Annotated in this window: 24 protein-coding genes and 1 pseudogene; 21 read left to right on the top strand and 4 right to left on the bottom strand. The window is 57.4% G+C overall.

Going from position 1 to position 25,306, the window contains the following annotated elements:
• The first annotated feature begins 315 nt into the window (after positions 1-315).
• The 21 genes from rpmH to glmS all read left to right on the top strand — a co-directional run bounded on the left by rpmH (position 316) and on the right by glmS (position 20,739).
• Positions 316-450 carry a 50S ribosomal protein L34 gene (gene rpmH, locus ABJ99_RS12710; protein WP_002551315.1) on the top strand — a complete coding sequence of 45 codons (135 nt, stop codon included), beginning with the start codon at positions 316-318 and terminating at the stop codon, positions 448-450.
• 16 nt (positions 451-466) lie between these two features.
• Complete coding sequence (gene rnpA / locus ABJ99_RS12705) at positions 467-868, top strand: ribonuclease P protein component (protein WP_005768230.1); 402 nt, start codon at positions 467-469, stop codon at positions 866-868.
• Positions 861-1,106 (top strand): membrane protein insertion efficiency factor YidD, encoded by a 246-nt coding sequence (yidD, locus tag ABJ99_RS12700; RefSeq protein WP_002551313.1) that lies wholly within the window; start codon positions 861-863, stop codon positions 1,104-1,106. Before rnpA ends, yidD begins: the two co-directional genes overlap by 8 nt.
• A 2-nt stretch (positions 1,107-1,108) precedes the next feature.
• Positions 1,109-2,797 carry a membrane protein insertase YidC gene (yidC, locus tag ABJ99_RS12695; RefSeq protein WP_054086132.1) on the top strand — a complete coding sequence of 563 codons (1,689 nt, stop codon included), beginning with the start codon at positions 1,109-1,111 and terminating at the stop codon, positions 2,795-2,797.
• A 78-nt stretch (positions 2,798-2,875) separates the two neighbouring features.
• Positions 2,876-4,246, top strand: coding sequence for a tRNA uridine-5-carboxymethylaminomethyl(34) synthesis GTPase MnmE (mnmE, locus tag ABJ99_RS12690; RefSeq protein WP_054086131.1), 1,371 nt, complete (start codon positions 2,876-2,878; stop codon positions 4,244-4,246).
• A 591-nt stretch (positions 4,247-4,837) separates the two neighbouring features.
• The gene (mnmG, locus tag ABJ99_RS12685; protein WP_054086139.1) at positions 4,838-6,730 is read left to right on the top strand and encodes a tRNA uridine-5-carboxymethylaminomethyl(34) synthesis enzyme MnmG; all 1,893 of its coding nucleotides are present in this window, start codon (positions 4,838-4,840) and stop codon (positions 6,728-6,730) included.
• Positions 6,727-7,371 (top strand): 16S rRNA (guanine(527)-N(7))-methyltransferase RsmG, encoded by a 645-nt coding sequence (gene rsmG, locus ABJ99_RS12680; RefSeq protein WP_054086130.1) that lies wholly within the window; start codon positions 6,727-6,729, stop codon positions 7,369-7,371. Before mnmG ends, rsmG begins: the two co-directional genes overlap by 4 nt.
• Before the next feature lie 18 nt (positions 7,372-7,389).
• The gene (locus tag ABJ99_RS12675) at positions 7,390-8,181 is read left to right on the top strand and encodes a ParA family protein (protein ID WP_054086129.1); all 792 of its coding nucleotides are present in this window, start codon (positions 7,390-7,392) and stop codon (positions 8,179-8,181) included.
• Positions 8,182-8,190: 9 nt separating this feature from the next.
• Positions 8,191-9,063, top strand: a complete 873-nt coding sequence (locus ABJ99_RS12670) for a ParB/RepB/Spo0J family partition protein (protein WP_054086128.1) — start codon at positions 8,191-8,193, stop codon at positions 9,061-9,063.
• A gap of 146 nt (positions 9,064-9,209) precedes the next feature.
• Positions 9,210-9,617, top strand: a complete 408-nt coding sequence (locus ABJ99_RS12665) for a F0F1 ATP synthase subunit I (RefSeq protein ID WP_054086127.1) — start codon at positions 9,210-9,212, stop codon at positions 9,615-9,617.
• Between the two features lie 16 nt (positions 9,618-9,633).
• On the top strand, positions 9,634-10,503 hold the full coding sequence (gene atpB / locus ABJ99_RS12660; protein ID WP_007252350.1) for a F0F1 ATP synthase subunit A: 870 nt from the start codon (positions 9,634-9,636) through the stop codon (positions 10,501-10,503).
• A gap of 138 nt (positions 10,504-10,641) precedes the next feature.
• Positions 10,642-10,899 (top strand): F0F1 ATP synthase subunit C, encoded by a 258-nt coding sequence (atpE, locus tag ABJ99_RS12655; protein WP_002555987.1) that lies wholly within the window; start codon positions 10,642-10,644, stop codon positions 10,897-10,899.
• 57 nt (positions 10,900-10,956) lie between these two features.
• Positions 10,957-11,427 (top strand): F0F1 ATP synthase subunit B, encoded by a 471-nt coding sequence (locus ABJ99_RS12650; RefSeq protein WP_007252349.1) that lies wholly within the window; start codon positions 10,957-10,959, stop codon positions 11,425-11,427.
• Between the two features lie 12 nt (positions 11,428-11,439).
• On the top strand, positions 11,440-11,976 hold the full coding sequence (locus tag ABJ99_RS12645) for a F0F1 ATP synthase subunit delta (RefSeq protein ID WP_054086126.1): 537 nt from the start codon (positions 11,440-11,442) through the stop codon (positions 11,974-11,976).
• A 21-nt stretch (positions 11,977-11,997) separates the two neighbouring features.
• Positions 11,998-13,542, top strand: coding sequence for a F0F1 ATP synthase subunit alpha (gene atpA, locus ABJ99_RS12640; RefSeq protein WP_002555984.1), 1,545 nt, complete (start codon positions 11,998-12,000; stop codon positions 13,540-13,542).
• Between the two features lie 50 nt (positions 13,543-13,592).
• Positions 13,593-14,453, top strand: a complete 861-nt coding sequence (gene atpG / locus ABJ99_RS12635; RefSeq protein ID WP_007252347.1) for a F0F1 ATP synthase subunit gamma — start codon at positions 13,593-13,595, stop codon at positions 14,451-14,453.
• Positions 14,454-14,480: 27 nt separating this feature from the next.
• Entirely contained in the window at positions 14,481-15,860 is a 1,380-nt protein-coding gene (gene atpD / locus ABJ99_RS12630; protein ID WP_002555982.1) for a F0F1 ATP synthase subunit beta, read from the top strand.
• A gap of 44 nt (positions 15,861-15,904) precedes the next feature.
• Entirely contained in the window at positions 15,905-16,330 is a 426-nt protein-coding gene (locus ABJ99_RS12625; protein ID WP_003413751.1) for a F0F1 ATP synthase subunit epsilon, read from the top strand.
• Positions 16,331-16,455: 125 nt separating this feature from the next.
• Positions 16,456-17,823: a bifunctional UDP-N-acetylglucosamine diphosphorylase/glucosamine-1-phosphate N-acetyltransferase GlmU gene (gene glmU, locus ABJ99_RS12620; protein WP_054086125.1), complete on the top strand. Its 1,368-nt coding sequence runs from the start codon at positions 16,456-16,458 to the stop codon at positions 17,821-17,823.
• A 303-nt stretch (positions 17,824-18,126) separates the two neighbouring features.
• Entirely contained in the window at positions 18,127-18,894 is a 768-nt protein-coding gene (locus ABJ99_RS12615; protein ID WP_010422861.1) for a DeoR/GlpR family DNA-binding transcription regulator, read from the top strand.
• 9 nt (positions 18,895-18,903) lie between these two features.
• Positions 18,904-20,739 carry a glutamine--fructose-6-phosphate transaminase (isomerizing) gene (gene glmS, locus ABJ99_RS12610; RefSeq protein WP_054086124.1) on the top strand — a complete coding sequence of 612 codons (1,836 nt, stop codon included), beginning with the start codon at positions 18,904-18,906 and terminating at the stop codon, positions 20,737-20,739.
• A 296-nt stretch (positions 20,740-21,035) separates the two neighbouring features.
• Here glmS and ABJ99_RS12605 read toward each other — a convergent pair whose 3' ends face one another.
• The 4 genes and pseudogenes from ABJ99_RS12605 to ABJ99_RS12590 all read right to left on the bottom strand — a co-directional run.
• Positions 21,036-22,667 carry an ATP-binding cassette domain-containing protein gene (locus ABJ99_RS12605; RefSeq protein WP_054086123.1) on the bottom strand — a complete coding sequence of 544 codons (1,632 nt, stop codon included), beginning with the start codon at positions 22,665-22,667 and terminating at the stop codon, positions 21,036-21,038.
• Positions 22,660-23,889 (bottom strand): MFS transporter, encoded by a 1,230-nt coding sequence (locus ABJ99_RS12600; protein WP_054086122.1) that lies wholly within the window; start codon positions 23,887-23,889, stop codon positions 22,660-22,662. The genes ABJ99_RS12605 and ABJ99_RS12600 overlap by 8 nt, the downstream gene beginning before the upstream one ends.
• Before the next feature lie 58 nt (positions 23,890-23,947).
• Positions 23,948-24,529 (bottom strand): isochorismatase family protein, encoded by a 582-nt coding sequence (locus ABJ99_RS12595; RefSeq protein WP_054086121.1) that lies wholly within the window; start codon positions 24,527-24,529, stop codon positions 23,948-23,950.
• An 89-nt stretch (positions 24,530-24,618) separates the two neighbouring features.
• Positions 24,619-24,936 (bottom strand): annotated as a pseudogene (locus ABJ99_RS12590) (integrase core domain-containing protein); the annotation flags it as partial.
• Between the last annotated feature and the right edge of the window lie 370 nt (positions 24,937-25,306).

Genomic DNA, 25,306 nt, shown 5'->3' with positions numbered 1-25,306 from the left:
GCACCGCTTCTCGACAACCTTCCGGATCGCTGTACACGGCTGTTTTGTGGGCTCTCAGAGAGTTATCCACAGAAATCTTCGGCGTAAGAGTTATAAGCCTTATAAAGAAGCTTTAAATACTTTCTTTCTTTTATTTCTATAACTGGGTGATTAGGAGGCGGTCCATGTCGCCGGGAAACCTCGAATTGCTCATAAAAGGCATGCAAGAAGAAAAGCTGGTTGGAAATTGACCTGCGGGCCCGCTTTCTCTAGAATCCCCGGTCTCTTAAAACGGGGGCCATTCCGGCCCGTAGTGGACGAACCAGGTAACACGCCATGAAACGTACTTTCCAACCCAGCACTATCAAGCGCGCCCGCACCCACGGTTTCCGTGCACGTATGGCCACTAAAAACGGCCGCGCAGTCCTCTCGCGTCGTCGTGCCAAAGGCCGTAAGCGTCTGGCAGTTTGATAAACCGGCCAAGGAGGTGAGTCGAGACTTCAGTCGGGAAAAGCGTTTGCTGACACCCCGGCATTTCAAGGCTGTCTTTGACTCCCCTACCGGCAAGGTTCCGGGGAAAAATCTCCTGCTCCTTGCGCGCAACAACGACCTTGATCATCCACGTTTGGGGCTTGTGATCGGTAAAAAGAGCGTCAAGCTCTCCGTCGAGCGCAATCGCTTGAAACGCCTGATGCGCGAATCATTTCGCCAACACCAAGACAGTTTGGTCGGTTGGGATATCGTTATCGTCGCGCGTAAAGGTTTGGGTGACGTAGAAAACCCTGAACTGATTCAGCATTTCGGCAAGCTCTGGAAACGTCTGGCGCGTAGCCGACCCACTCCGGAAGAAAAGTCCGAACCTGCAGGGGTAGACAGTACCGATGCGTAAACTGGCACTCGTTCCGATCCAGTTTTATCGCTATGCCATTAGCCCGCTGATGGCCAGTCACTGTCGTTTCTACCCCAGTTGCTCCTGCTACGCGTATGAAGCCATCGAAAACCATGGCCTTTTGCGCGGCGGCTGGCTGTCAATTCGTCGCCTGGGTCGCTGTCACCCGTGGAATCCCGGTGGTTATGACCCGGTTCCAGCTGTCCCCACCTCCCGTTCTTCTTCGATGGCCGAGTAATCATGGATATTAAACGCACGATCCTGATCGTTGCCCTGGCAATCGTGACCTATGTCGGGGTTCTGAAATGGAACCAGGACTACGGTCAGGCTGCCATGCCGACCCAGAATGTTGCAGCCAGCAACACCGCACCGGGTATTCCGGATACGGCTGCTGGAAATAATGGTTCTGCAAGTGCCGATGTTCCGAGCGCTACTGCCAACACCACCAGTGCAGCGCCTCTTGAAACTCCGGCCGTAGCCAGCAAAGACCTCATTCACGTCAAAACCGACGTGCTTGATCTGGCGATCGATCCGGTAGGTGGTGACGTCGTTCAGCTTCGTTTGCCTCTGTACCCGCGTCGTCAGGATCGTCCTGACGTGCCGTTCCAGCTGTTCGATAACGGCGGTGAACGTACTTTTCTGGCACAAAGCGGCCTGACAGGTACCAATGGTCCTGATGCACGTGCAGCCGGTCGTCCGGTTTATTCCTCCACACAGAAGACTTATCAACTGGCTGACGGCCAGGACTCGATGGTCGTGGAGCTGAAATTCTCGGAAAACGGCGTCAATTACATCAAGCGCTTCACGTTCAAGCGCGGTCTTTACGATCTGGTCATGACGTACGTTGTGGATAACCAGAGCGCTCAGCCTTGGGCCGGTAATCTTTTCGCACAATTGAAGCGTGACGCCAGTTCCGATCCTTCGTCGACCACCGCAACCGGTACTGCGACCTATCTGGGCGCTGCACTGTGGACGGCGGCCGAGCCGTACAAAAAAGTGTCGATGAAAGATATCGACAAGGGCCAGGTCAAGGAAACAGTGCAAGGTGGCTGGGTTGCATGGCTGCAGCACTATTTTGTGACCGCGTGGATTCCTGATCACAACGCCACAAACCAGGTTCAAACCCGTAAAGACAGCCAGGGCAATTACATCATCGGCTTCACCAGCCCTACCTTGTCGGTTGCACCAGGTGCGCAGGGTGAAACCAGTGCCACGCTGTACGCAGGTCCAAAAAGCCAGGCGGTGCTCAAAGAGTTATCCCCAGGTCTGGAGCTGACCGTTGACTATGGTTTCCTGTGGTTCATCGCCCAGCCTATCTTCTGGCTGCTGCAACATATCCACGCGATCCTCGGTAACTGGGGCTGGTCGATCATCGTTTTGACCATGCTGATCAAAGGTCTGTTCTTCCCGCTGTCTGCTGCCAGCTATAAATCCATGGCGCGTATGCGGGCCGTGGCTCCGAAGCTGGCGCTGCTGAAGGAACAACATGGCGATGATCGCCAGAAAATGTCCCAGGCGATGATGGAGCTGTACAAGAAAGAAAAGATCAATCCGCTGGGTGGATGCTTGCCGATTCTTGTGCAGATGCCGGTTTTCCTTTCGCTGTACTGGGTACTCCTGGAAAGCGTGGAAATGCGTCAGGCGCCATGGATACTGTGGATAACTGACCTGTCGATCAAAGACCCGTTCTTTATCCTGCCGATCATCATGGGCGCAACCATGTTCATCCAGCAGCGCCTGAACCCGACTCCGCCGGATCCGATGCAGGCCAAGGTCATGAAACTGATGCCAATCATTTTCACGTTCTTCTTCCTGTGGTTCCCTGCCGGTCTGGTTCTGTACTGGGTTGTGAACAACACCCTGTCGATTGCACAGCAGGCATATATCACTCGCAAGATCGAAGCCGCTACCAAGAAAGCTGCTGCCTGATCTAACCTGTGAATAAGTTATACAAGACGCCCCCTAGTGGGGCGTTTTGCTATCCGCCATTTGTCCAGGAGCCGGACCATGAACGTTCCTCGTGAAACCATCGCCGCCATCGCAACTGCTCAAGGGCGGGGCGGTGTCGGTATCGTGCGCGTCTCGGGCCCTTTGGCTGGCAAGACCGCGCAAGCGATGATCGGCCGAACGCCGAAACCACGATATGCGCATTACGGACCGTTCTCTGATGAAGCGGGTGAAGTGCTCGATGAGGGGATTGCGCTGTATTTTCCCGGGCCGAATTCATTCACAGGCGAGGATGTACTAGAACTTCAGGGCCACGGCGGCCCGATCGTTCTGGACATGCTGCTGCAACGCTGCCTGCAATTGGGCAGCCGTCTGGCGCGCCCGGGTGAATTCAGTGAACGTGCGTTTCTCAATGACAAGCTCGATCTTGCCCAGGCTGAGGCAATCGCCGATTTGATCGAGGCAAGTTCTGCACAGGCTGCGCGCAATGCATTGCGCTCGCTGCAAGGCGCTTTCTCCAAGCGTGTGGATAACTTGACCGAGAAACTGATCAGCCTGCGTATCTACGTCGAGGCGGCAATCGACTTCCCGGAGGAGGAAATCGACTTCCTCGCCGATGGCCACGTACTCAATATGCTTGACGATGTGCGTCTTGAGTTATCCACAGTGCTGCGCGAAGCAGGGCAGGGGGCGTTGCTACGTGACGGCATGACGGTCGTGATCGCCGGTCGCCCTAACGCAGGCAAATCAAGCCTGCTGAATGCACTGGCAGGCCGGGAAGCAGCCATCGTTACCGAGATTGCCGGCACGACCCGTGACGTACTGCGCGAACATATCCACATCGATGGCATGCCGCTTCACGTGGTCGACACAGCAGGTCTGCGCAACACGGAAGATCAGGTAGAGATGATCGGCGTGCAACGCGCACTCAAGGCCATCGGGGAAGCTGACCGAATTCTGCTGGTAGTGGATGCAACCGCCCCGGAAGCTGCGGATCCCTTTGCATTATGGCCAGAATTTCTGGAACAGCGGCCTGATCCGGCCAAGGTAACGCTGATCCGTAACAAGTCTGACCTGAGTGGCGATCACGTAGGCTTGTTCACAAGTGACGATGGCCACGTCACGATCAGCCTGAGTGCCAGGTCGGGTGGTGAAGGTCTGGAACTGCTACGTGAGCACCTCAAAGCCTGCATGGGCTATGAACAGACCTCTGAAAGCAGCTTCAGCGCCCGTCGACGCCATCTTGAGGCGCTGCGTCATGCCAGTCACTCTCTGGAGCACGGCAGGGCCCAGTTGACCCTGGCAGGCGCTGGCGAGCTGCTAGCCGAAGATTTGCGCCGGGCTCAACAGTCGCTCGGTGAGATTACTGGAGCGTTCAGTTCAGACGATCTGCTGGGCAGGATCTTCTCCAGCTTTTGCATTGGCAAATGAGCTGCCTGGTCTGCTGAAAAAAGACAGGCATGACCGTCCCCGGTCATGCCTTTTCGTGTGAACAGGGGTTATTTTCTGCGGAAATCTGTTCTACCCCCGCCACATCAAGCCTTTTATTTCTCTTCAACCGATCTTTTTCGCGCGTGAACAACGCCACGAAATGGATTCGCTCAAGCATTTTTCAACTTTTCGCGTGTTTTTTTTGAATTAAGCCCTGTGAATAACTGCCCTTCAGCCCAGTGGGTAAGCAGGGGTCAAACCTGAAGATAAACCGCCCTGTGGACAAGTGGCACTTTTATCAACAGGCTCAGGACGGTTATCCAAGCCCCTCATTGGCACATGACCACAGCCTTTTAAATCTCTGTACACATTGAAATTAAAGGCGTTCAGCAATCTATCCACAGAAATAATGCTCAGTAAGAATAAGCTTTAAAACAAGGCTTTATAAACTTTCTTTCTTTTTTATTTTCTTTATTCGCGAGTTTTCCACAGCTGGTTAAATTTTGTCCAACGGGTTTCATTCAGGTGGGGTAAGTCCCTATACTTGCCAGCTGTCCCAATTTCTCATCGACAACAGGCACGAGGTGCGTGGTGGATTTCCCTTCCCGTTTTGAAGTGATCGTCATCGGTGGCGGTCATGCCGGTACCGAAGCCGCACTGGCGTCGGCACGCATGGGTGTAAAAACCCTGCTGCTGACGCACAACGTGGAAACACTCGGGCAGATGAGCTGCAACCCTGCCATCGGTGGCATCGGTAAAAGCCATCTGGTCAAGGAAATCGACGCACTCGGCGGCGCCATGGCGATGGCTACCGACAAGGGCGGTATTCAATTTCGCGTGCTGAACAGCCGTAAAGGCCCGGCAGTGCGAGCGACCCGCGCTCAGGCAGACCGCGTTCTGTACAAGGCCGCTATCCGCGAAACGTTGGAAAACCAGCCGAACCTGTGGATATTTCAACAGGCCTGCGATGACCTGATCGTCGAACAGGATCAGGTTCGCGGTGTGGTCACCCAGATGGGCATGCGCATTCTTGCCGACTCGGTGGTTCTGACCACCGGCACGTTCCTCGGTGGACTTATCCACATTGGCATGCAGAATTATTCGGGTGGGCGCGCAGGCGATCCGCCATCGATCGCGCTTGCACAGCGCCTGCGTGAACTGCCGCTGCGTGTCGGCCGTTTGAAAACCGGTACTCCGCCGCGCATCGACGGCCGTTCTGTGGACTTCTCGGTCATGACCGAACAGCCGGGCGACACACCGATTCCTGTCATGTCGTTCCTGGGTTCCAAAGAACAGCATCCGCCGCAAGTCAGCTGCTGGATTACCCACACCAACGCGCGGACTCACGAAATCATCGCGTCCAACCTGGACCGATCGCCGATGTATTCCGGTGTGATCGAAGGCATCGGCCCGCGCTACTGCCCGTCAATCGAAGACAAGATTCATCGCTTTGCCGACAAGGAAAGCCATCAGGTTTTCATCGAGCCAGAAGGCCTGACCACCCACGAGCTGTATCCGAATGGCATCTCCACGTCGTTGCCGTTCGATGTTCAGCTGCAGATCGTGCGTTCGATTCGCGGCATGGAGAATGCACACATCGTTCGGCCCGGATACGCCATCGAATATGATTACTTTGACCCGCGTGATCTGAAATACAGCCTGGAAACCAAAGTCATTGGCGGTTTGTTTTTTGCCGGTCAGATCAATGGCACCACCGGTTACGAAGAGGCGGGCGCTCAAGGTTTGCTAGCAGGAACCAACGCCGCCCTTCGTGCACAAGGCCGAGACAGCTGGTGCCCGCGTCGCGATGAGGCTTACATCGGCGTATTGGTCGATGACCTGATTACGCTGGGTACTCAAGAGCCCTACCGGATGTTCACTTCGCGTGCGGAGTACCGTCTGATCCTGCGCGAGGACAACGCCGATCTGCGCCTGACCGAAAAAGGTCGCGAACTGGGTCTGGTCGACGATGCGCGCTGGGCCGCGTTCTGCACCAAGCGCGAAAGCATTGCACTGGAAGAACAGCGGCTGAAAAGCACCTGGGTACGTCCCGGTACAGAACAGGGCGACGCGATTGCCTCGCACTTCGGTACGCCGCTGACTCACGAATACAATCTGCTCAACCTGCTGACCCGTCCGGAAATCGACTACGCCAGCCTGATTGCCATCACTGGCGAGGGCTGCACCGATCCGCTGGTGGCCGAACAGGTCGAGATCAAGACCAAATACGCCGGTTACATTGACCGGCAGCAGGACGAAATTGCCCGCCTGCGCGCCAGTGAAGACACCCGTTTGCCGGAAGACATCGATTACGCCGGAATTTCCGGTTTGTCGAAAGAAATTCAGAGCAAGCTGGGGATAACTCGGCCAGAAACGCTTGGGCAGGCTTCACGCATCCCGGGCGTCACACCTGCGGCGATATCGCTGTTGATGATTCATTTGAAAAAACGCGGCGCGGGCCGTCAGTTGGAGCAAAGCGCTTGAGTTCGATGGTCACCCCGCAACACGCCCAAGAGTTATCCACCGGTGCCCGTGAATTGGGGATCGATCTTTCCCAGGCGCAGCATGACCAATTGCTCGCTTATCTGGCGCTGTTGATCAAGTGGAACAAGGCTTACAACCTGACCGCAGTGCGTAATCCGGACGAAATGGTTTCAAGACATCTGCTCGACAGCCTCAGCGTGGTGCCCTTCATCGAAGGCACTCGCTGGATGGACGTCGGCAGCGGCGGTGGAATGCCTGGCATTCCCATGGCCATCCTGTTTCCGGAGCGACATGTTTCGCTGCTGGACAGCAACGGCAAGAAAACCCGGTTTCAGACGCAGGTCAAACTGGAGCTGAAACTGGACAATCTTGAAGTTATCCACAGCCGTGCGGAAAATTATCAGCCTGATGCGCCGTTCGACGGGATCATCTCCCGAGCCTTCAGCAGCCTTGAAGACTTTGCCGGCTGGACGCGCCACATGGGCGACGCCAATACTCGCTGGCTAGCGATGAAAGGTCTGCATCCTGTCGATGAACTGGTAGCATTGCCCTCGGATTTTCACCTCGATAGCGCACACGCCTTGACCGTTCCGGGTTGCCAAGGCCAACGCCATCTGCTGATACTGCGCCGCACGGCATGACTGGGAACACAAGCAAGAATGGCTAAGGTATTCGCGATAGCGAACCAGAAAGGTGGGGTCGGCAAGACCACCACATGCATCAACCTCGCCGCGTCACTGGTCGCGACCAAGCGCCGTGTGTTGTTGATCGATCTCGATCCCCAGGGCAATGCGACCATGGGCAGCGGTGTGGATAAACACAACCTGGAAAACTCGGTTTATGACCTGTTGATCGGCGAATGCGATCTGGGCGAGGCCATGCAGTTTTCAGAACATGGTGGTTATCAACTGCTTCCGGCCAACCGCGATCTGACGGCGGGCGAAGTGGTGCTGCTCGAAATGCAGATGAAAGAGAGCCGTTTGCGCAACGCGCTGGCGCCGATCCGGGAGAATTACGATTACATCCTGATCGATTGCCCGCCGTCACTGTCGATGCTGACGTTGAACGCTCTGGTTGCAGCGGATGGCGTAATTATCCCCATGCAATGCGAGTACTTTGCGCTCGAAGGCCTCAGCGACCTTGTGGATAACATCAAGCGCATCGCCCAACTGCTCAACCCGCAATTGAAGATCGAAGGTCTGTTGCGCACCATGTATGATCCGCGCCTGAGCCTGATCAACGATGTTTCCGCGCAGCTCAAGGAACACTTCGGCGAGCAGCTTTATGACACTGTGATCCCGAGGAACATCAGGCTGGCCGAGGCGCCGAGTTTCGGTATGCCGGTGTTGGCTTATGATAAATCCTCGCGTGGCGCACTGGCGTATCTGGCGCTGGCAAGTGAGCTGGTTCGTCGTCAACGTCGCGGCGCGAAAAGCGCTCAGCCAACCTAAGGAATTCCCATGGCCGTCAAGAAACGAGGTCTCGGACGTGGGTTGGACGCACTTCTGAGCAGTCCAACCGTCAGTTCGCTGGAAGAGCAGGCCGTCAAGGCTCCGCCGAGTGAGTTGCAGCATGTGCCGCTGGACCAGATCCAGCGCGGCAAGTATCAGCCGCGCCGTGACATGGACCCGCAGGCACTGGAAGAACTCGCGCAGTCGATCAAGTCGCAAGGCGTGATGCAGCCGATCGTGGTGCGCCCGATCGGCAACAACCGTTTTGAAATCATCGCCGGTGAACGTCGCTGGCGGGCGAGTCAGCAGGCCGGCGTCGAGACGATTCCGGCGATGGTTCGCGATGTACCGGATGAAACCGCGATTGCAATGGCATTGATCGAGAACATTCAGCGCGAAGACCTGAATCCGATCGAAGAAGCCATGGCATTGCAGCGTTTGCAGCAGGAATTTCAACTGACTCAGCAGCAGGTTGCAGACGCTGTGGGTAAATCGCGGGTTAGCGTGGCGAATTTGTTACGTCTGATTGCATTGCCTGAAGTCATCAAGACCATGCTGTCGCACGGTGATCTCGAAATGGGACACGCTCGCGCACTGCTTGGCCTGGGCGAAGACCGGCAGGTTGAAGGGGCGCGACACGTTGTCGCACGCGGGCTCACTGTGCGCCAGACCGAAGCGTTGGTCAGGCAGTGGCTGAGCGGCAAACCAGAGGCGGCAGAACCGGCCAAGGCTGATCCTGACATCAGCCGGCTCGAACAGCGTCTGGCCGAGCGGCTGGGCTCTGCGGTGCAAATCCGCCATGGGCAGAAGGGCAAGGGTCAGCTGGTGATCCGTTATAACTCGCTGGATGAGCTTCAAGGTGTGCTTGCCCACATCCGCTGAAACAATTGCTCTGTAGCGTATAGTCGGAAATCACTACCCGACAGTTGAATAGGGGCTGAACCGCCCCTATACTCTGCGCGCATTTTGTCGGCACAAATTATGCCAAGTTATTGATTATGGCGACCGACATCAGAGGAGCAGTTGCGATGGAATCCCGCATGCCAGACCGCTTGCCGTTCTATCGCCTGGTGGTTTTTCCGTTATTGCTGGCTCAGTTGATCGTCCTGCTCATCGCCGCTTTGGTGTTGTGGCAGTGGCTAGGAGTCGTGGCGGGATACTCGGGACTCTGTGGAGGCCTGATCGCCTGGCTGCCCAATTTATACTTTGCTCACAAGGCGTTCCGGTTTTCCGGGGCCAGAGCAGCGCAAGCCATCGTCCGGTCGTTCTATGCCGGCGAGGCAGGCAAACTGATTTTCACGGCAGTGCTTTTTGCATTGACGTTCGCAGGTGTGAAGCCATTGGCGCCGCTGGCTGTATTCGGCGTGTTCATGTTGATCCAGGTGGTCAACTGGTTCGCTCCCCTGCTTACGAGAACAAGACTTTCGAGACCTTAGGGCGTTTGAGGCAACCATGGCAGAGCAAACAGCTTCGGGCTATATCCAGCACCACTTGCAGAACCTTACATTCGGGCACCTGCCCAATGGCGATTGGGGCTTTGCCCACACCGCAGCAGAAGCCAAGGAAATGGGTTTCTGGGCTTTCCACGTCGATACTCTCGGCTGGTCGGTTGCGTTGGGTCTGATTTTCGTTCTGATCTTCCGCATGGCGGCCAAGAAGGCAACTTCCGGTCAGCCAGGCGCCCTGCAGAACTTCGTTGAAGTTCTGGTCGAGTTCGTCGACGGCAGCGTGAAGGACAGTTTCCACGGTCGCAGCGCGGTCATCGCGCCACTGGCTCTGACCATCTTCGTCTGGGTTTTCCTGATGAACGCGGTCGACCTGGTACCGGTTGACTGGATTCCACAGCTGGCAATGCTGATTTCCGGCGACGAGCACATTCCATTCCGTGCTGTTCCGACCACTGACCCTAACGCTACACTGGGCATGGCGCTGTCGGTCTTCGCACTGATCATTTTCTACAGCATCAAGGTCAAGGGCATCGGCGGCTTCATCGGCGAACTGACCCTTCACCCGTTTGCCAGCAAGAATATCCTCGTTCAGGCGTTGTTGATTCCGGTCAACTTCCTGCTGGAATTCGTGACGCTGATCGCCAAGCCGATTTCTCTGGCTCTGCGTCTGTTCGGCAACATGTATGCTGGCGAGCTGGTCTTCATTCTGATCGCCGTGATGTTCGGCAGCGGTCTGTTGTGGCTCAGCGGTCTGGGTATTGTTCTGCAGTGGGCGTGGGCTGTGTTCCACATCCTGATCATCACCCTGCAGGCGTTCATCTTCATGATGCTGACCATCGTCTACCTGTCGATGGCTCACGAAGATAACCATTGAGATTCGTCTCACGACGCGTCTGATGACCGTCTCGCCAGTGGCGAGGCGGCGCCCGCAAGGGCTGATGTAAAAATGATTTTGTTTTACCGCTTCAATTAATAAAACCTAACCAATACGACGTAAAAGTCGGGAGGAAAGATGGAAACTGTAGTTGGTCTAACCGCTATCGCTGTTGCACTGTTGATCGGCCTGGGCGCACTGGGTACTGCAATCGGTTTCGGCCTGTTGGGCGGCAAATTCCTGGAAGGCGCTGCGCGTCAACCGGAAATGGTCCCAATGCTGCAAGTCAAAATGTTCATCGTTGCGGGCCTGCTCGACGCCGTGACCATGATCGGTGTCGGTATCGCTCTGTTCTTCACCTTTGCGAACCCCTTCGTTGGTCAACTCGCTGGCTGATCACTCGAATTTTCGAGTTGATTGGTGTGATGGACAACGAACGAGCGAGGTGTTGGCGTGAACATTAATGCAACCCTGATTGGTCAGTCCGTTGCGTTCTTCATCTTTGTGCTGTTCTGCATGAAGTACGTGTGGCCTCCGGTCATCGCTGCTTTGCACGAACGTCAGAAGAAGATCGCGGATGGACTGGACGCTGCTTCCCGAGCAGCTCGCGACCTGGAGTTGGCCCAAGACAAAGTGGGTCAACAACTGCGCGAAGCTAAAACTCAAGCAGCCGAGATCATTGAGCAAGCCAAGAAGCGCGGTACTCAGATTGTCGACGAAGCCCGTGAAACGGCACGCGTTGAAGCTGACCGTGTGAAGGCTCAGGCTCAGGCCGAGATCGAGCAGGAACTGAACAGCGTCAAAGACGCCTTGCGCGCCCAGTTGGGTAGCCTGGCAGTCAACGGTGCAGAGAAGATTCTGGGCGCCACAATCGATCAAAACGCGCACGCGGAGCTGGTTAACAAACTGGCTGCTGAAATTTAAGCGAGGGCGATCATGGCAGAACTGACCACGTTGGCCCGACCTTACGCGAAGGCGGCCTTCGAGCATGCGCAGGCCCACCAGCAACTGGCCAATTGGTCAGCCATGCTCGGCCTGGCTGCTGCGGTGTCGCAAGATGACACCATGCAGCGCATGCTCAAGGCCCCGCGACTGACGAGCGCACAAAAGGCCACCACTTTTATTGAAGTGTGTGGCGACAAGTTCGATGCCAAGGCACAGAATTTCATTCACGTCGTTGCTGAAAACGACCGTCTCCCGCTTCTGCCGGAGATCGCCGAACTGTTCGACCTGTACAAGGCCGATCAGGAAAAATCGGTCGATGTGGATGTCACCAGTGCTTTTGCATTGAACCAAGAACAGCAAGACAAACTCGCCAAGGTTCTCAGTGCACGGCTCGGCCGGGAAGTGCGCCTGCATGCTGCGGAGGATGCCTCTCTCATAGGGGGTGTCGTAATCCGCGCCGGCGACCTGGTTATCGATGGCTCAGTTCGCGGCAAAATCGCGCAACTAGCCGAAGCATTGAAATCTTGAGTTTGAAGGGGCAGCAGAGCAATGCAGCAACTCAATCCTTCCGAAATAAGTGAAATCATCAAGGGTCGCATCGACAAGCTCGATGTAACCTCCCAAGCCCGTAACGAAGGCACAGTCGTCAGCGTGTCTGACGGTATCGTGCGGATTCACGGTCTGGCCGACGTAATGTACGGCGAGATGATCGAGTTTCCGGGCGGCGTCTACGGTATGGCGCTGAACCTTGAGCAAGACTCTGTGGGTGCCGTGGTACTGGGCGCCTACACGACTCTGGCTGAAGGCATGAGCGCCAAGTGCACTGGCCGCATCCTCGAGGTTCCGGTGGGTAAGGAACTGCTGGGTCGCGTTGTCGATGCACTGGGTAATCCAGTTGACGGCAAAGGTCCGCTGAACAACACCGAGACCGATGCGGTCGAGAAAGTTGCTCCAGGCGTGATCTGGCGTAAGTCGGTAGACCAGCCTGTACAGACTGGCTACAAGGCGGTCGATGCCATGATTCCTGTCGGCCGTGGCCAGCGTGAGCTGATCATCGGTGACCGTCAGATCGGTAAAACCGCTCTGGCCATCGACGCAATCATCAACCAGAAGAACAGCGGCATCTTCTGCGTCTACGTAGCTATCGGTCAGAAGCAATCGACCATCGCCAACGTGGTTCGCAAGCTCGAAGAAAATGGCGCACTGGCTAACACCATCGTCGTGGCTGCAAGTGCTTCCGAATCCGCTGCGCTGCAATTCCTTGCACCGTACTCGGGTTGCACCATGGGTGAATTCTTCCGCGACCGCGGTGAAGACGCGCTGATCGTTTATGACGATCTGTCCAAGCAGGCAGTGGCTTACCGCCAGATTTCCCTGCTGCTGCGCCGTCCACCAGGCCGTGAAGCTTACCCAGGCGACGTGTTCTATCTCCACTCCCGTCTGCTGGAGCGCGCATCGCGTGTTTCCGAAGAGTATGTAGAGAAGTTCACCAATGGCGCAGTGACCGGCAAAACCGGTTCCCTGACCGCATTGCCGATCATCGAAACCCAGGCTGGCGACGTTTCCGCGTTCGTTCCGACCAACGTGATTTCCATCACCGACGGTCAGATCTTCCTGGAATCGGCCATGTTCAACTCCGGCATCCGTCCGGCTGTGAACGCCGGTGTTTCGGTATCCCGTGTGGGTGGTGCCGCTCAGACCAAGATCATCAAGAAGCTTTCCGGGGGTATCCGTACCGCTCTGGCTCAGTACCGTGAACTGGCGGCATTCGCCCAGTTCGCGTCTGACCTGGACGAGGCGACCCGCAAGCAACTTGAGCATGGTCAGCGCGTTACCGAGCTGATGAAGCAGAAGCAATACGCACCAATGTCGATCGCTGACATGGCGCTGTCGCTGTATGCCGCTGAGCGTGGGTTCCTGACTGACGTCGAAATCGCCAAGATCGGCAGCTTTGAACAAGCGCTGATTGCTTACTTCAACCGCGATCACGCCGATTTGATGGCGAAGATCAACGTGAAGGGTGACTTCAATGACGAAATCGATTCTGGCATGAAAGCCGGCATCGAGAAGTTCAAGGCCACCCAAACCTGGTAAGCCGCAGCGGGGGCCGCAAGGCTCCCGCTTGCTAACCTGATAGGTGTTACATGGCAGGCGCAAAAGAGATTCGCAGCAAGATTGCGAGCATCAAAAGCACGCAAAAGATCACCAGCGCCATGGAAAAAGTGGCGGTCAGCAAAATGCGCAAGGCTCAAATGCGCATGGCTGCTAGCCGTCCTTACGCGGAGCGCATTCGCCAGGTGATTGGTCACCTGGCAAACGCCAACCCGGAGTATCGCCACCCGTTCATGATCGATCGCCCGGTAAAGCGCGTCGGTTATGTCGTCGTGAGCAGTGACCGTGGTCTGTGTGGTGGCTTGAATACCAACCTGTTCAAGACTCTGGTCAAGGACATGGCGGTGAACCGTGAAAACGGTGTAGAGATCGATCTGTGCGTGGTCGGCAGCAAAGGTGCGGCATTTTTCCGCAACTTCGGCGGTAACGTCGTCGCTGCGATCAGCCACCTGGGCGAAGAGCCGTCGATCAACGACTTGATCGGCAGCGTCAAGGTGATGCTGGATGCCTACCTGGATGGCCGTATTGATCGCCTGTCCGTGGTATCCAACAAGTTCATCAACACCATGACCCAGCAACCCACCGTGGAGCAGTTGATTCCGCTGGTGGCAACCCCGGATCAAGGGCTCAAGCACCACTGGGACTATCTCTACGAACCCGACGCCAAAGAGCTGCTGGACGGCCTGATGGTTCGCTACGTGGAATCGCAGGTGTACCAGGCGGTGGTCGAGAACAACGCAGCTGAACAAGCAGCGCGGATGATCGCGATGAAGAACGCCACAGACAACGCCGGTGATTTGATCAGTGATTTGCAGCTGATCTACAACAAGGCGCGTCAGGCAGCGATCACCCAAGAGATCTCGGAAATCGTCGGCGGCGCTGCCGCGGTTTAACGGTTCAAATATTAGAGGAACCAGCTAATGAGTAGCGGACGTATCGTTCAAATCATCGGCGCCGTGATCGACGTGGAATTCCCACGCGATAGCGTACCGAGTATCTACAACGCGCTGGAAGTTCAAAGCGCGGCAGGAACCACCCTGGAAGTTCAGCAGCAGCTGGGCGACGGCGTGGTTCGTACCATTGCGATGGGCTCCACCGAGGGCTTGAAGCGTGGTCTTGAAGTAACAGACTCTGGCGCAGCCATCTCCGTACCGGTCGGTAAAGCGACGCTGGGCCGGATCATGGACGTGCTGGGCAACCCGATCGACGAAGCTGGCCCGATTGCCACCGAAGAGCGCTGGGGCATTCACCGTCCTGCACCGTCCTTCGCTGAGCAAGCTGGCGGCAACGACCTGCTGGAAACCGGCATCAAGGTTATCGACCTGGTCTGCCCGTTCGCCAAAGGCGGTAAAGTCGGTCTGTTCGGTGGTGCCGGTGTCGGCAAGACCGTAAACATGATGGAACTGATCCGTAACATCGCCATCGAGCACAGCGGTTATTCCGTGTTCGCCGGTGTGGGTGAGCGTACCCGTGAGGGTAACGACTTCTACCACGAGATGAAGGATTCCAACGTTCTGGACAAAGTGGCACTGGTTTACGGTCAGATGAACGAGCCGCCGGGTAACCGTCTGCGCGTAGCACTGACCGGCCTGACCATGGCCGAGAAGTTCCGTGACGAAGGTAACGACGTTCTGCTGTTCGTCGACAACATCTATCGTTACACCCTGGCCGGTACTGAAGTATCCGCACTGCTGGGCCGTATGCCTTCCGCAGTAGGTTACCAGCCGACCCTGGCTGAAGAGATGGGCACGCTGCAAGAGCGCATCACTTCTACCAAGAATGGTTCGATCACCTCGATCCAGGCCGTATACGTACCCGCGGACGACTTGACTGACCCGTCGCCAGCGACCACGTTTGCCCACTTGGACGCCACCGTCGTTCTGTCCCGTGACATCGCCTCCCTGGGTATCTACCCGGCGGTAGATCCACTGGATTCGACTTCGCGCCAGCTGGACCCGAACGTCATTGGCCAGGAACACTACGACACCGCTCGCGGCGTCCAGTACGTGTTGCAGCGTTACAAAGAGCTGAAAGACATCATCGCGATCCTGGGTATGGACGAGCTGTCGGAGACCGACAAGCAGTTGGTTAACCGTGCTCGTAAGATCCAGCGCTTCCTGTCCCAGCCTTTCTTCGTGGCAGAAGTCTTCACCGGTGCTTCGGGTAAATACGTTTCCCTGAAAGACACCATTGCTGGCTTCAAAGGCATCCTCAACGGTGACTACGACCACCTGCCAGAACAAGCGTTCTACATGGTCGGCGGCATCGAAGAAGCGATCGAGAAAGCCAAGAAACTGTAATCCCGGCGCCCGGCAACGGGCGCTAATTAGGTTGAGGCAAGCAAATGGCTATGACAGTCCATTGCGACATCGTCAGCGCGGAAGGGGAAATCTTCTCCGGTCTGGTCGAGATGGTGATTGCGCACGGCAACCTGGGTGATATAGGTATCGCTCCAGGCCACGCGCCGCTGATCACCGATCTGAAGCCGGGCCCGATCCGCTTGATCAAGCAGGGTGGGGAAGCGGAGGTGTTTTACATCTCCGGTGGTTTCCTTGAGGTTCAGCCGAACATGGTCAAGGTGCTTGCCGACACTGTGCAACGTGCTGCCGACCTGGACGAAGCGTCTGCTCAGGCTGCTGTTTTGGCTGCCGAGAAGGCTCTGAACGAAAAAGGCGCGGACTTCGATTACGGGTCTGCAACTGCTCGTCTGGCCGAGGCTGCAGCTCAGCTGCGGACCGTTCAGCAAATTCGCAAGAAGTTCGGCGGCTAACCCTGCTGCACTCGATGCGCGATTGAGAAAAAGGGTAGCCTCGGCTACCCTTTTTCTTTTTTCAGATTTCCTCTTTCAAGTCAGCCCGCCTTCGGTCCGGTTGCCGCTCAGTTGGTAGTCCTATCATGTCTCTCGATATCGTTATTCTCGCTGCTGGCCAAGGTACCCGGATGCGTTCCGCGCTGCCCAAGGTTCTGCATCCGGTGGCAGGCAACTCCATGCTTGGCCATGTTATCCACAGCGCCCGGCAGTTATCCCCAGTCGGCATCCATGTGGTGATCGGGCATGGTGCGGACATCGTGCGCGAGCAACTGGCGGCTGATGACTTGAATTTCGTGATGCAGGATAAACAGCTGGGCACTGGCCACGCGGTCGCTCAGGCGCTGCCCGCGTTGACCGCTGAGACCGTATTGATTCTGTACGGCGATGTACCGCTGATCGAAGTTGAAACACTTCAGCGCCTGCTCAAGCGGGTGACACCCAAGCAACTCGGCTTGTTGACCGTGAAGCTGGATGATCCCACGGGCTATGGTCGTATCGTTCGTGATGATCAGCAACGCGTCTGTGCCATCGTCGAGCACAAGGACGCCTCTGATGCGCAGAGGGCAATCAACGAGGGCAACACCGGTATTCTCGCGGTGCCTGCCATGCATCTCGAAGACTGGCTCGGTCGTCTTTCCAACAACAACGCGCAGGGCGAGTTCTACCTGACCGACGTGATCGCCATGGCAGTGAATGACGGCCTTATGGTGGCTACCGAACAGCCTCACGATGCGATGGAAGTGCAGGGCGCCAATGATCGCAAACAACTTTCGGAGCTTGAGCGTCATTATCAGATGCGCGAAGCCCGTCGTCTGATGGCGGCTGGCGTGACCCTGCGTGACCCAGCTCGATTCGATGTGCGCGGTGACGTCAGCGTCGGGCGCGACGTGCTGATCGATATCAATGTGATTCTTGAAGGCAAGGTCGTGATCGAGGATGACGTGGTCATCGGTCCGAACTGCGTTATCAAGGACAGCACCTTGCGCAAGGGTGTCGTCGTCAAAGCCAACAGCCACATCGAAGGCGCGATCCTGGGTGAGGGCAGTGACGCAGGTCCGTTTGCCCGCCTGCGACCAGGCAGCGTGTTGGGGGCCAATGCGCATGTGGGTAACTTTGTCGAACTCAAGAATGCGAATCTGGGTGAGGGTGCCAAGGTCGGCCACCTGACGTACTTGGGCGACGCCGAGGTTGGCGCACGCACCAATATCGGCGCCGGTACCATCACCTGTAACTACGATGGTGCCAACAAGCACAAGACCACGTTGGGTGCAGACGTCTTCATCGGTTCCAACAACTCTCTGGTTGCGCCTGTGGATATCTTGGATGGTGCGACGACTGCAGCCGGTTCGACCATCACTCAGAGTGTACCTGCTGAACAACTTGGCGTGGCCCGCGCCCGCCAACGCAACATCGAGGGCTGGAAACGGCCGGTGAAGATCAAGAAAGACTGAGTTATCCACAGCCCTAGGAAAATGACGCTCTGTGGGAGCGGACTCGTCCGCGAATGCCATCTCACGTCTTGGAATCTTTGTGAATAGTTTTCGCGGACAAGTCCGCTCCCACGAAATGCATCCTGAGCTGGTCCAGCGGGCCTATGCATACCTCTGAAAACGGAGCACTGGAACGGGAATTACAAGAATCTCGTTCCTCATGCTCCACTGAGAATGCACTGCCAAACCCTTCAGCATTGACCAAACCCAAAAAATAGGTTTTGATTGCCTTCGTTATCTTTCAAAACGAAACTTAAGGCAGTTATGTCGAAGCGCAATACACCACAACGTCGTCACAACATTCTCGCCCTGCTAAACGAGCAAGGCGAAGTCAGTGTGGACGATTTGGCCAGACGCTTTGAAACTTCAGAAGTTACGATTCGAAAGGATCTGGCTGCACTTGAAACCAACGGTCTGCTGTTGCGTCGTTACGGGGGCGCAGTGCCGCTTCCTCACGAGCTTATAAGCGATGGCAGTCAGCCGGTTTCCCGTTACAAACAGGCCATCGCCCGCGCTGCGGTTTGCAGAATTCGCGAGCACGCCAGAATCATCGTCGACAGCGGCAGTACTACGGCGGCATTGATTCCTGAGCTGGGCCAGCAGCCCGGCCTGGTGGTCATGACCAATTCCCTGCATGTTGCGCGTGCCCTGACCGAGCTGGAACACGAACCGGTCCTGTTGATGACGGGCGGAACGTGGGACCCGCACTCGGAGTCCTTTCAGGGGCAGGTCGCGGAGCAGGTACTGCGCTCCTACGACTTTGATCAGCTGTTCATTGGTGCCGACGGCATCGATCTGGTTCGTGGCACCACCACCTTCAACGAGCTGCTGGGCTTGAGCCGGGTCATGGCGGAAGTCGCCCGGGAAGTGGTGGTCATGGTCGAAGCCGACAAGGTCGGTCGCAAGATCCCCAATCTGGAACTGCCCTGGAGCAGTATCCACACCCTTATTACTGATGATCGCCTGTCCAGTGAGGCACGCGATCAGATACAGGCCCGCGGCATCAATCTGATTTGTGCTGCTGTCAGCTAGGAGATAACCATGTGTGGAATCGTCGGCGCCGTTGCTGAACGTAATATCACGGCCATTTTGCTCGAAGGCCTCAAGCGCCTTGAATACCGGGGCTACGACAGCGCGGGCGTGGCTGTTTTCAGTAACGAAGGCACCCTCGAACGCCGCCGTCGCTCCGGCAAGGTCAGTGAACTGGAGCAAGCACTGGCAGGCGGGCCGTTGACCGGTCGCCTGGGCATTGCCCACACCCGCTGGGCCACACACGGGGCGCCGTGCGAGCGCAATGCTCACCCACATTTTTCGGCCGACACGCTGGCCGTTGTCCACAACGGCATCATCGAAAACCATGAGGCCTTGCGCGAACAGCTCAAGGCTCTGGGTTATGTGTTCGTGTCCGATACCGACACCGAAGTCATCGTTCACCTGTTGCACCACAAGCTTAAGGACACGCCTGATCTGGCTGTCGCCCTCAAGGCTGCTGTGAAAGAACTCCACGGTGCTTATGGCCTGGCCGTGATCAGCGCTGCACAACCGGATCGTCTGCTGGCCGCTCGCAGTGGCAGCCCGCTGGTAATCGGCATTGGCATGGGGGAAAACTTCCTGGCCTCCGATCAAATGGCGCTGCGTCAGGTCACCGACCGTTTCATGTACTTGGAAGAAGGCGACATCGCCGAGATCCGTCGCGACAGCGTGCAGATATGGACTGTTGACGGTCTGCCGGTCGAGCGTGAGATGGTGCAATACCATGAAGGTGCGGAAGCGGCTGACAAAGGCGAATATCGTCACTTCATGCTCAAGGAAATCCACGAGCAGCCAAAAGTGGTACAGCGCACCCTCGAAGGTCGTCTGGGTCAGCAGCAGGTTCTGGTTCACGCGTTTGGTCCCCAGGCAGCCGAGCTGTTCGCCAAGGTTCGCAATGTTCAGATCGTCGCGTGCGGCACCAGCTATCACGCCGGCATGGTCGCGCGTTACTGGCTTGAAGGCATCGCTGGCATACCTTGCCAAGTAGAAGTAGCCAGCGAGTTCCGCTACCGCAAGGTCGTGATTCAGCCGGACACCCTGTTCGTCTCGATTTCGCAATCAGGCGAAACCGCCGACACCCTCGCTGCATTGCGCAACGCCAAAGAGCTGGGCTTTTTGGCCAGCCTGGCGATCTGCAACGTGGGCATCAGCTCGCTGGTCCGTGAGTCCGATCTGACCCTGCTGACCCAGGCCGGTCCGGAAATCGGTGTGGCATCGACCAAGGCATTCACTACGCAACTGGTTGCCTTGCTGCTGCTGACTCTGTCGTTGGGCCAGGTCAAAGGCTCATTGGAGGAGGGCGTCGAAGCACAACTGGTCGAAGAACTGCGACGCCTGCCAACCCGTTTGGGCGAAGCGCTGGCCATGGACGGCACCATCGAGAAAGTCGCCGAGCTGTTCGCCGAGAAGCACCACACCCTGTTCCTCGGCCGTGGCGCACAATTCCCGGTGGCAATGGAAGGGGCGCTCAAGCTCAAGGAAATTTCCTACATCCACGCCGAAGCCTACCCCGCAGGCGAACTCAAACACGGCCCGCTGGCATTGGTCGATGCCGACATGCCGGTCGTTACCGTCGCACCCAATAACGAACTGCTGGAAAAACTTAAATCCAACCTACAGGAAGTCCGCGCGCGCGGTGGCGAGCTAATCGTCTTCGCCGATGAACAGGCCGGCATGAAAGACGGAGAAGGCACCCACGTCATCGCCATGCCGCACATCATCGACGCGCTGGCGCCGATTCTTTACACCATTCCGTTGCAGTTGCTTTCGTATTATGTGGCGGTGTTAAAAGGGACGGATGTTGACCAGCCGCGGAATCTGGCGAAGTCAGTGACGGTGGAGTGAGTTATCCACAGGAGTAGTTTTTACTGCTTCCAAAAAATAAAGGTTGTCATACACTCTGCCCTGGCCTTTTGTCGGGGCAGAATGGATAACGTTGATACGATGTATCGCCGGGCTCTCACACCTGCTCGCCAAATGACGACTCGGGGAAGTTAGCGCTGCTTACCAAGTCAAACAACGGCGAAGCGTCTGGAGCTGGCGTAGGATAGTTCTTTGCGCACGATGCCTTGAAGTGCCGGGCTTCAGATTCGGAAATTTCTCACCTGTCGATGCCCAAATCGTAATTCAGCCTTCGCTATTCATTGCCCGCCATCATCCCACGGCTCGTAGCGCCAACCTGTTGGTTGCCAGATGAACTGGTGCGTCAATTCCAAGGCCTGCAGAAAATCAGGATCGTGAGCACTCACTATGAGCGCGCCTTTGAATTGTCCGAGCAACTGCTCGACTGCTTCCAAGGCCGCGATGTCGAGATGGTTGTTCACTTCGTCGAGCAGCAACAGTTGCGTCTGTTCGGGGCCGCCTGCCAGCCAGGCGAGCGTTGCGCGCAGGCGCTCGCCACCACTGAGCCGACCGAATGGCGTAGCCATCTGCCGAGCGTCGAGCCCGGCGTTGGCGAAGACCTGGCGAAAGCGGCCCTCCTCGACAGTGCCCAGCTCATTGCGTAGCACCTGCTCGATACTGTGCTCGGGGTCGAAGGTTTGAGCGTGCTGGTCGATCAGGTGAGTGCGTAAGATATGCCGGGTGATGCCGCTGGCGGGCGCCAGTTGCCCGGCTATCACCTTCAGCAGGGTTGATTTTCCGCAGCCGTTCGGCCCCATCACCGCGACTCGCATCGGGCCGTGCAGGGTGAGATCGATGAAGCGGCTGTCGGGGGGGCCGTAGGGGAGCTCGCAGTGTTCGAGCGTGACCACTTGGGTCGCGTTGGCGACCAGGCCGGTCGGGGCGAGCAGTTGGCTTGGGCGTACCGGCTCGACGTTCGCATTGGCCTGGTCGACACGCTCTCGCGCCATTTGGCTCAGACGCGCCTGCTGGATGCGCTGATGGCCGCTGTGCTGCTCGGCGCGCTCTGCCTGCGCATTGGCGACGATGGCCGGGGTGCCTGTGGCACGCGCCACCTTACGACCATGACTGGCACTTTGCACTTCGCGCTGGCGGGCCATGGTGATCTGCTGCTCGACGCTGTCGCGTGCCGCGCGTGCCCTGACCAGTGCAGCCTGTGCGTTGTCCTGCTCGGCCTGGCGCTGCTCGCGATAGTTGTTGTAGCCGCCGCTGTATTGAACCAGCGCGTCGCTGCGAAGCTCGAGGATACGATCGGCATGTTCCAGCAGCGCCCGGTCGTGGGAGATGACAATGCGGGTTTCCTTGCCTTGGCGCAGCTCTTTGCTCAACTGCTCGCGGGCCTGGCGATCCAGATGGTTGGTGGGCTCGTCGAGTATCAATACCCGCGCGCCGCCGAGGCGCAGACCGGCGAGCATCAGGCGTACAGTCTCGCCTCCGCTCAAGGCCTCGCTTGCGCGATCAAGCGGCAGATGGGCTAGGCCCAAGCGCGTCAGACAGGCGTGGATATCGCCCGGCAGGTTCCAGCGGTCGTCGATCAGGTCGAACAGCGCTGGGTCGCAGGCGCCCGCCTCGACCTCTGCCAAGGCCTGCAAAGCGTTATGTACCCCCAGCAGGTCGGCAACGGTCCCGTCGATAGGCCCGAGCCATTGCGGCAAATAACCGACACTGCCAGCACACTGGACGCTGCCTTCGCTCGCGGTCAGGCGACCCGCCATGATCTGCGCCAACATCGATTTGCCGCTGCCGTTGGGCCCGACGATGCCGGTGAACTGCCTGGAGAACGTTGCGTTAAGCCCCGAGAACAGCGGCCTGCCGTCCGGCAGGCGCAAGGTCAGGTCTTTGATGATCAAGGTGGCGTTGTCGCTACTCATCTCGATCTCTTCCCAAAACCAGGATGACCCAGCTCAGGGCCAGCGCAGCCACGCTCAACGAGGCCAGAAGCAGATTGCCCCAGACGCCGATTATCCCGCCGAGCAACGCCGTGACGGCTGCGGCGCCGGCAGCCAGTGAAGCGGCGATGCCCAGCACCGTGCCACGCAGGCTTGACTGCTCGCATGCCAAGTCATGCCCGATCAAGGCAGTGTAGGCCACCCCATAGGCGATCGCGGCAAGCGCACCGAAAACCAGGGCAAGCGAGTTGTCGAGCGTGGCCGCTAGCAATGCGCAGCTTACCACCAGCACGGGGATGGCAGCGCGCGCGATCTGTGGCGCTGGATACCGGGTTTGCAAGGCTCCGGCCACCCAGATGAAGGCGATGCACATGCCGATCCCGACCACTGTTAGCAGTAGGCTGATGCTGCCTACGGTCTGGCTCTGGCGTGCGAGCATCCAGGGCAAGTACTGGTAAAAGAGATTCCAGCCGATTTGCAGCCAGAGCAGCGCAAACAATGGTCTGCGCGTGGCTGGCGAGGTGAAGCCGTTCAAGACCTGTCTGATCAGCGATGGGCCCATTGTTGCAGCCGGAGCTGGGGTAGAGGGCAGCAAGAAGGCCATCAACAGGCACAGCACGCTGAGGGTCAGCGCGACCTGCAAGGGCAGGAGCAGGCTAGCTCCCGGTGTATGAGCTGCTAGCAGGATGCCCGTGAGCGCGGGACCGGTGAAAAACCCCGCAGTCATGGCAAACATTACCCAACCAATGCGTTTCATTGCGCTGTCGGGGGTCTGGACCAGCATGGCCTGTGCTACCGGGACGCTACCGGCGAAGGTGCCTCCCAGCAAGCGCCCGGCGATCAGCAAGCCCACGCTGCCCACGCTCACGGCCCAAGTGCTCAGGGCATAACCGGCGACCGACCCTGTCACCGCAAGCAGAAGCGTTGGGCGCCGCCCGATGCGGTCTGAAAGCGCACCCAGCAGAGGCGCGCCCACCATCATCGCAAAGGCGTAGCCTGCCAACAGCACGCCGTAGAGCCATGCGGTCCGAGCGGCAGTAGGTGCGCTGCCGAAAACCACCCCCGCAGGGTCGCCCGGGTCGAGCAGCATCGGTAGCATCGGCAGCAGCAATGCCGTGCCCAGGCCGTCGATGAAAATGATCATCAGCAGGATCAAGGGCGTGGCCTTGGCAGTGGCGGGTGTCTGCGAGAGAACGGCGGTCATGGCTGGCTCCTTGCGAAAAAGGTGCGATTGGGCATGGTGTCAGGTGCGGCAATCCGAGTCATTCGCCGTAGGTCCTCAGGTAGCGGCCATCGAGAAAGCGTTGGCTCAGCGCCAGGTAATCGCATCGCTCCGACTGCGCCATGGTTTCGAAGAACAACATCTCGCGGGTGATCAGTTCCACACCGTGGCGTGACATGCGCGAGAGCGCGACCTCGTGATCCAGGACGCTGCGGGACGCCACTGCGTCTACCACAACCGAAACCAGGTCACCGCGTGCGCGTAGCGCCAGCGCCGATTGCAGGATACACACGTGGGTTTCCACACCCGCGAAAATCCAGTGATTGCCGGGCGTAGCGGTACGGAAGATGTCGATCCCCCGTTCATCGAGCACATTGAAGTGGCATTTGGAGAATGTTGTGCAAACACCTGCTGCCTTGCGTAGTCGTGCTGGCAGCGCGCCCAGCTTTTCATGGCAGACTAGAGCAACGGGCAGCTCGATTTCCTGGGCAAGCTCCGCCAGCCAGCAGCAATGCTCCAGCACGCGGCTAGCGCCCTGGATCATGGGCAGCAGATCGACTTGCATGTTGTTGATGATCAGGGTTTTTTTGCCATGGGCACGGGAAGGGATCGAAGATGTCATGCAAGCCTCATTGCAAGTAATGGCGCATCACGCGCGGTGCGAGACGCTCGACGGCGCCCATTTTTTCGGCTATGCGCAGCATGTAGTGGTCAACTGATCCCGGACACGACGTTAAGTTTTTTCTCGGCCTGAGCCGGTGGCAGCCCACCATTAAATTGGTGCGGTCGAATCCAGTTGTACCTGTGCATCAAAAAATGGCTGATATCCCGCTGAGCTTGTTGGACCGTCGTGTAGCCCATGGGCGGTATCCACTCGGTTTTCAGGCTCCTGAACACCCGCTCCATCGGCGCATTATCCCAACAATTTCCTCGCCGGCTCATGCTCTGACGCATGCGATATCGCCAAAGGCGCTGACGAAAACTCCGGCTTCCATATTGCGAGCCCTGGTCGGAGTGGAACAGCAAGCCTTCAGCTCAGGCGTATTCCCGTCCCGGACGGTATTGAGGTCAAAAGCGCGAAGCTCTGCAATTCGTTCAGATAGCCGAGCAAGGCCACGATCGATCTCTTGAGATGTCAGTCTCAGCTTCGGCTGCGGAGGTGTAACAGAGGTGGTCTTTCGTGCCATGGTCTACACATTCCTTGGTAGCGGTAGGCCATTATTGCTGGTTTTCAAATGTCCGTTCAGCCTCTGGTCCCACGGACGCCTTTTCTTCAAGCGAAACTGACTTAATTATTTTTGCGGGGGGTGTCAGAAATTTTGTGTTTGGGCATAACATGAGTAAGAGGTGCATGTATGCCAACCAAAAAGAAACCCGAGCTGCGGAAGCTCCCTGCAAT

It is taken from the genome of Pseudomonas syringae pv. cilantro, assembly GCF_001293775.1.
GTDB lineage: Bacteria > Pseudomonadota > Gammaproteobacteria > Pseudomonadales > Pseudomonadaceae > Aquipseudomonas > Aquipseudomonas syringae_P.
This window is presented reverse-complemented; position numbering and strand designations above follow the sequence as displayed.

Excerpts from the sequence above, each read along its gene's own strand:
- atpD (WP_002555982.1), top strand. The coding sequence starts at position 14,481 with ATGAGTAGCGGACGTATCGTTCAAATCATCGGCGCCGTGATCGACGTG.
- atpA (WP_002555984.1), top strand. The coding sequence starts at position 11,998 with ATGCAGCAACTCAATCCTTCCGAAATAAGTGAAATCATCAAGGGTCGC.
- ABJ99_RS12615 (WP_010422861.1), top strand. The coding sequence starts at position 18,127 with ATGTCGAAGCGCAATACACCACAACGTCGTCACAACATTCTCGCCCTG.
- ABJ99_RS12600 (WP_054086122.1), bottom strand. The coding sequence starts at position 23,889 with ATGACCGCCGTTCTCTCGCAGACACCCGCCACTGCCAAGGCCACGCCC.
- atpB (WP_007252350.1), top strand. The coding sequence starts at position 9,634 with ATGGCAGAGCAAACAGCTTCGGGCTATATCCAGCACCACTTGCAGAAC.
- ABJ99_RS12595 (WP_054086121.1), bottom strand. The coding sequence starts at position 24,529 with ATGACATCTTCGATCCCTTCCCGTGCCCATGGCAAAAAAACCCTGATC.
- mnmE (WP_054086131.1), top strand. The coding sequence starts at position 2,876 with ATGAACGTTCCTCGTGAAACCATCGCCGCCATCGCAACTGCTCAAGGG.
- rpmH (WP_002551315.1), top strand. The coding sequence starts at position 316 with ATGAAACGTACTTTCCAACCCAGCACTATCAAGCGCGCCCGCACCCAC.
- yidD (WP_002551313.1), top strand. The coding sequence starts at position 861 with ATGCGTAAACTGGCACTCGTTCCGATCCAGTTTTATCGCTATGCCATT.
- ABJ99_RS12625 (WP_003413751.1), top strand. The coding sequence starts at position 15,905 with ATGGCTATGACAGTCCATTGCGACATCGTCAGCGCGGAAGGGGAAATC.
- atpG (WP_007252347.1), top strand. The coding sequence starts at position 13,593 with ATGGCAGGCGCAAAAGAGATTCGCAGCAAGATTGCGAGCATCAAAAGC.
- yidC (WP_054086132.1), top strand. The coding sequence starts at position 1,109 with ATGGATATTAAACGCACGATCCTGATCGTTGCCCTGGCAATCGTGACC.
- atpE (WP_002555987.1), top strand. The coding sequence starts at position 10,642 with ATGGAAACTGTAGTTGGTCTAACCGCTATCGCTGTTGCACTGTTGATC.
- ABJ99_RS12665 (WP_054086127.1), top strand. The coding sequence starts at position 9,210 with ATGGAATCCCGCATGCCAGACCGCTTGCCGTTCTATCGCCTGGTGGTT.
- ABJ99_RS12645 (WP_054086126.1), top strand. The coding sequence starts at position 11,440 with ATGGCAGAACTGACCACGTTGGCCCGACCTTACGCGAAGGCGGCCTTC.
- ABJ99_RS12605 (WP_054086123.1), bottom strand. The coding sequence starts at position 22,667 with ATGAGTAGCGACAACGCCACCTTGATCATCAAAGACCTGACCTTGCGC.
- glmU (WP_054086125.1), top strand. The coding sequence starts at position 16,456 with ATGTCTCTCGATATCGTTATTCTCGCTGCTGGCCAAGGTACCCGGATG.
- glmS (WP_054086124.1), top strand. The coding sequence starts at position 18,904 with ATGTGTGGAATCGTCGGCGCCGTTGCTGAACGTAATATCACGGCCATT.
- ABJ99_RS12670 (WP_054086128.1), top strand. The coding sequence starts at position 8,191 with ATGGCCGTCAAGAAACGAGGTCTCGGACGTGGGTTGGACGCACTTCTG.
- ABJ99_RS12675 (WP_054086129.1), top strand. The coding sequence starts at position 7,390 with ATGGCTAAGGTATTCGCGATAGCGAACCAGAAAGGTGGGGTCGGCAAG.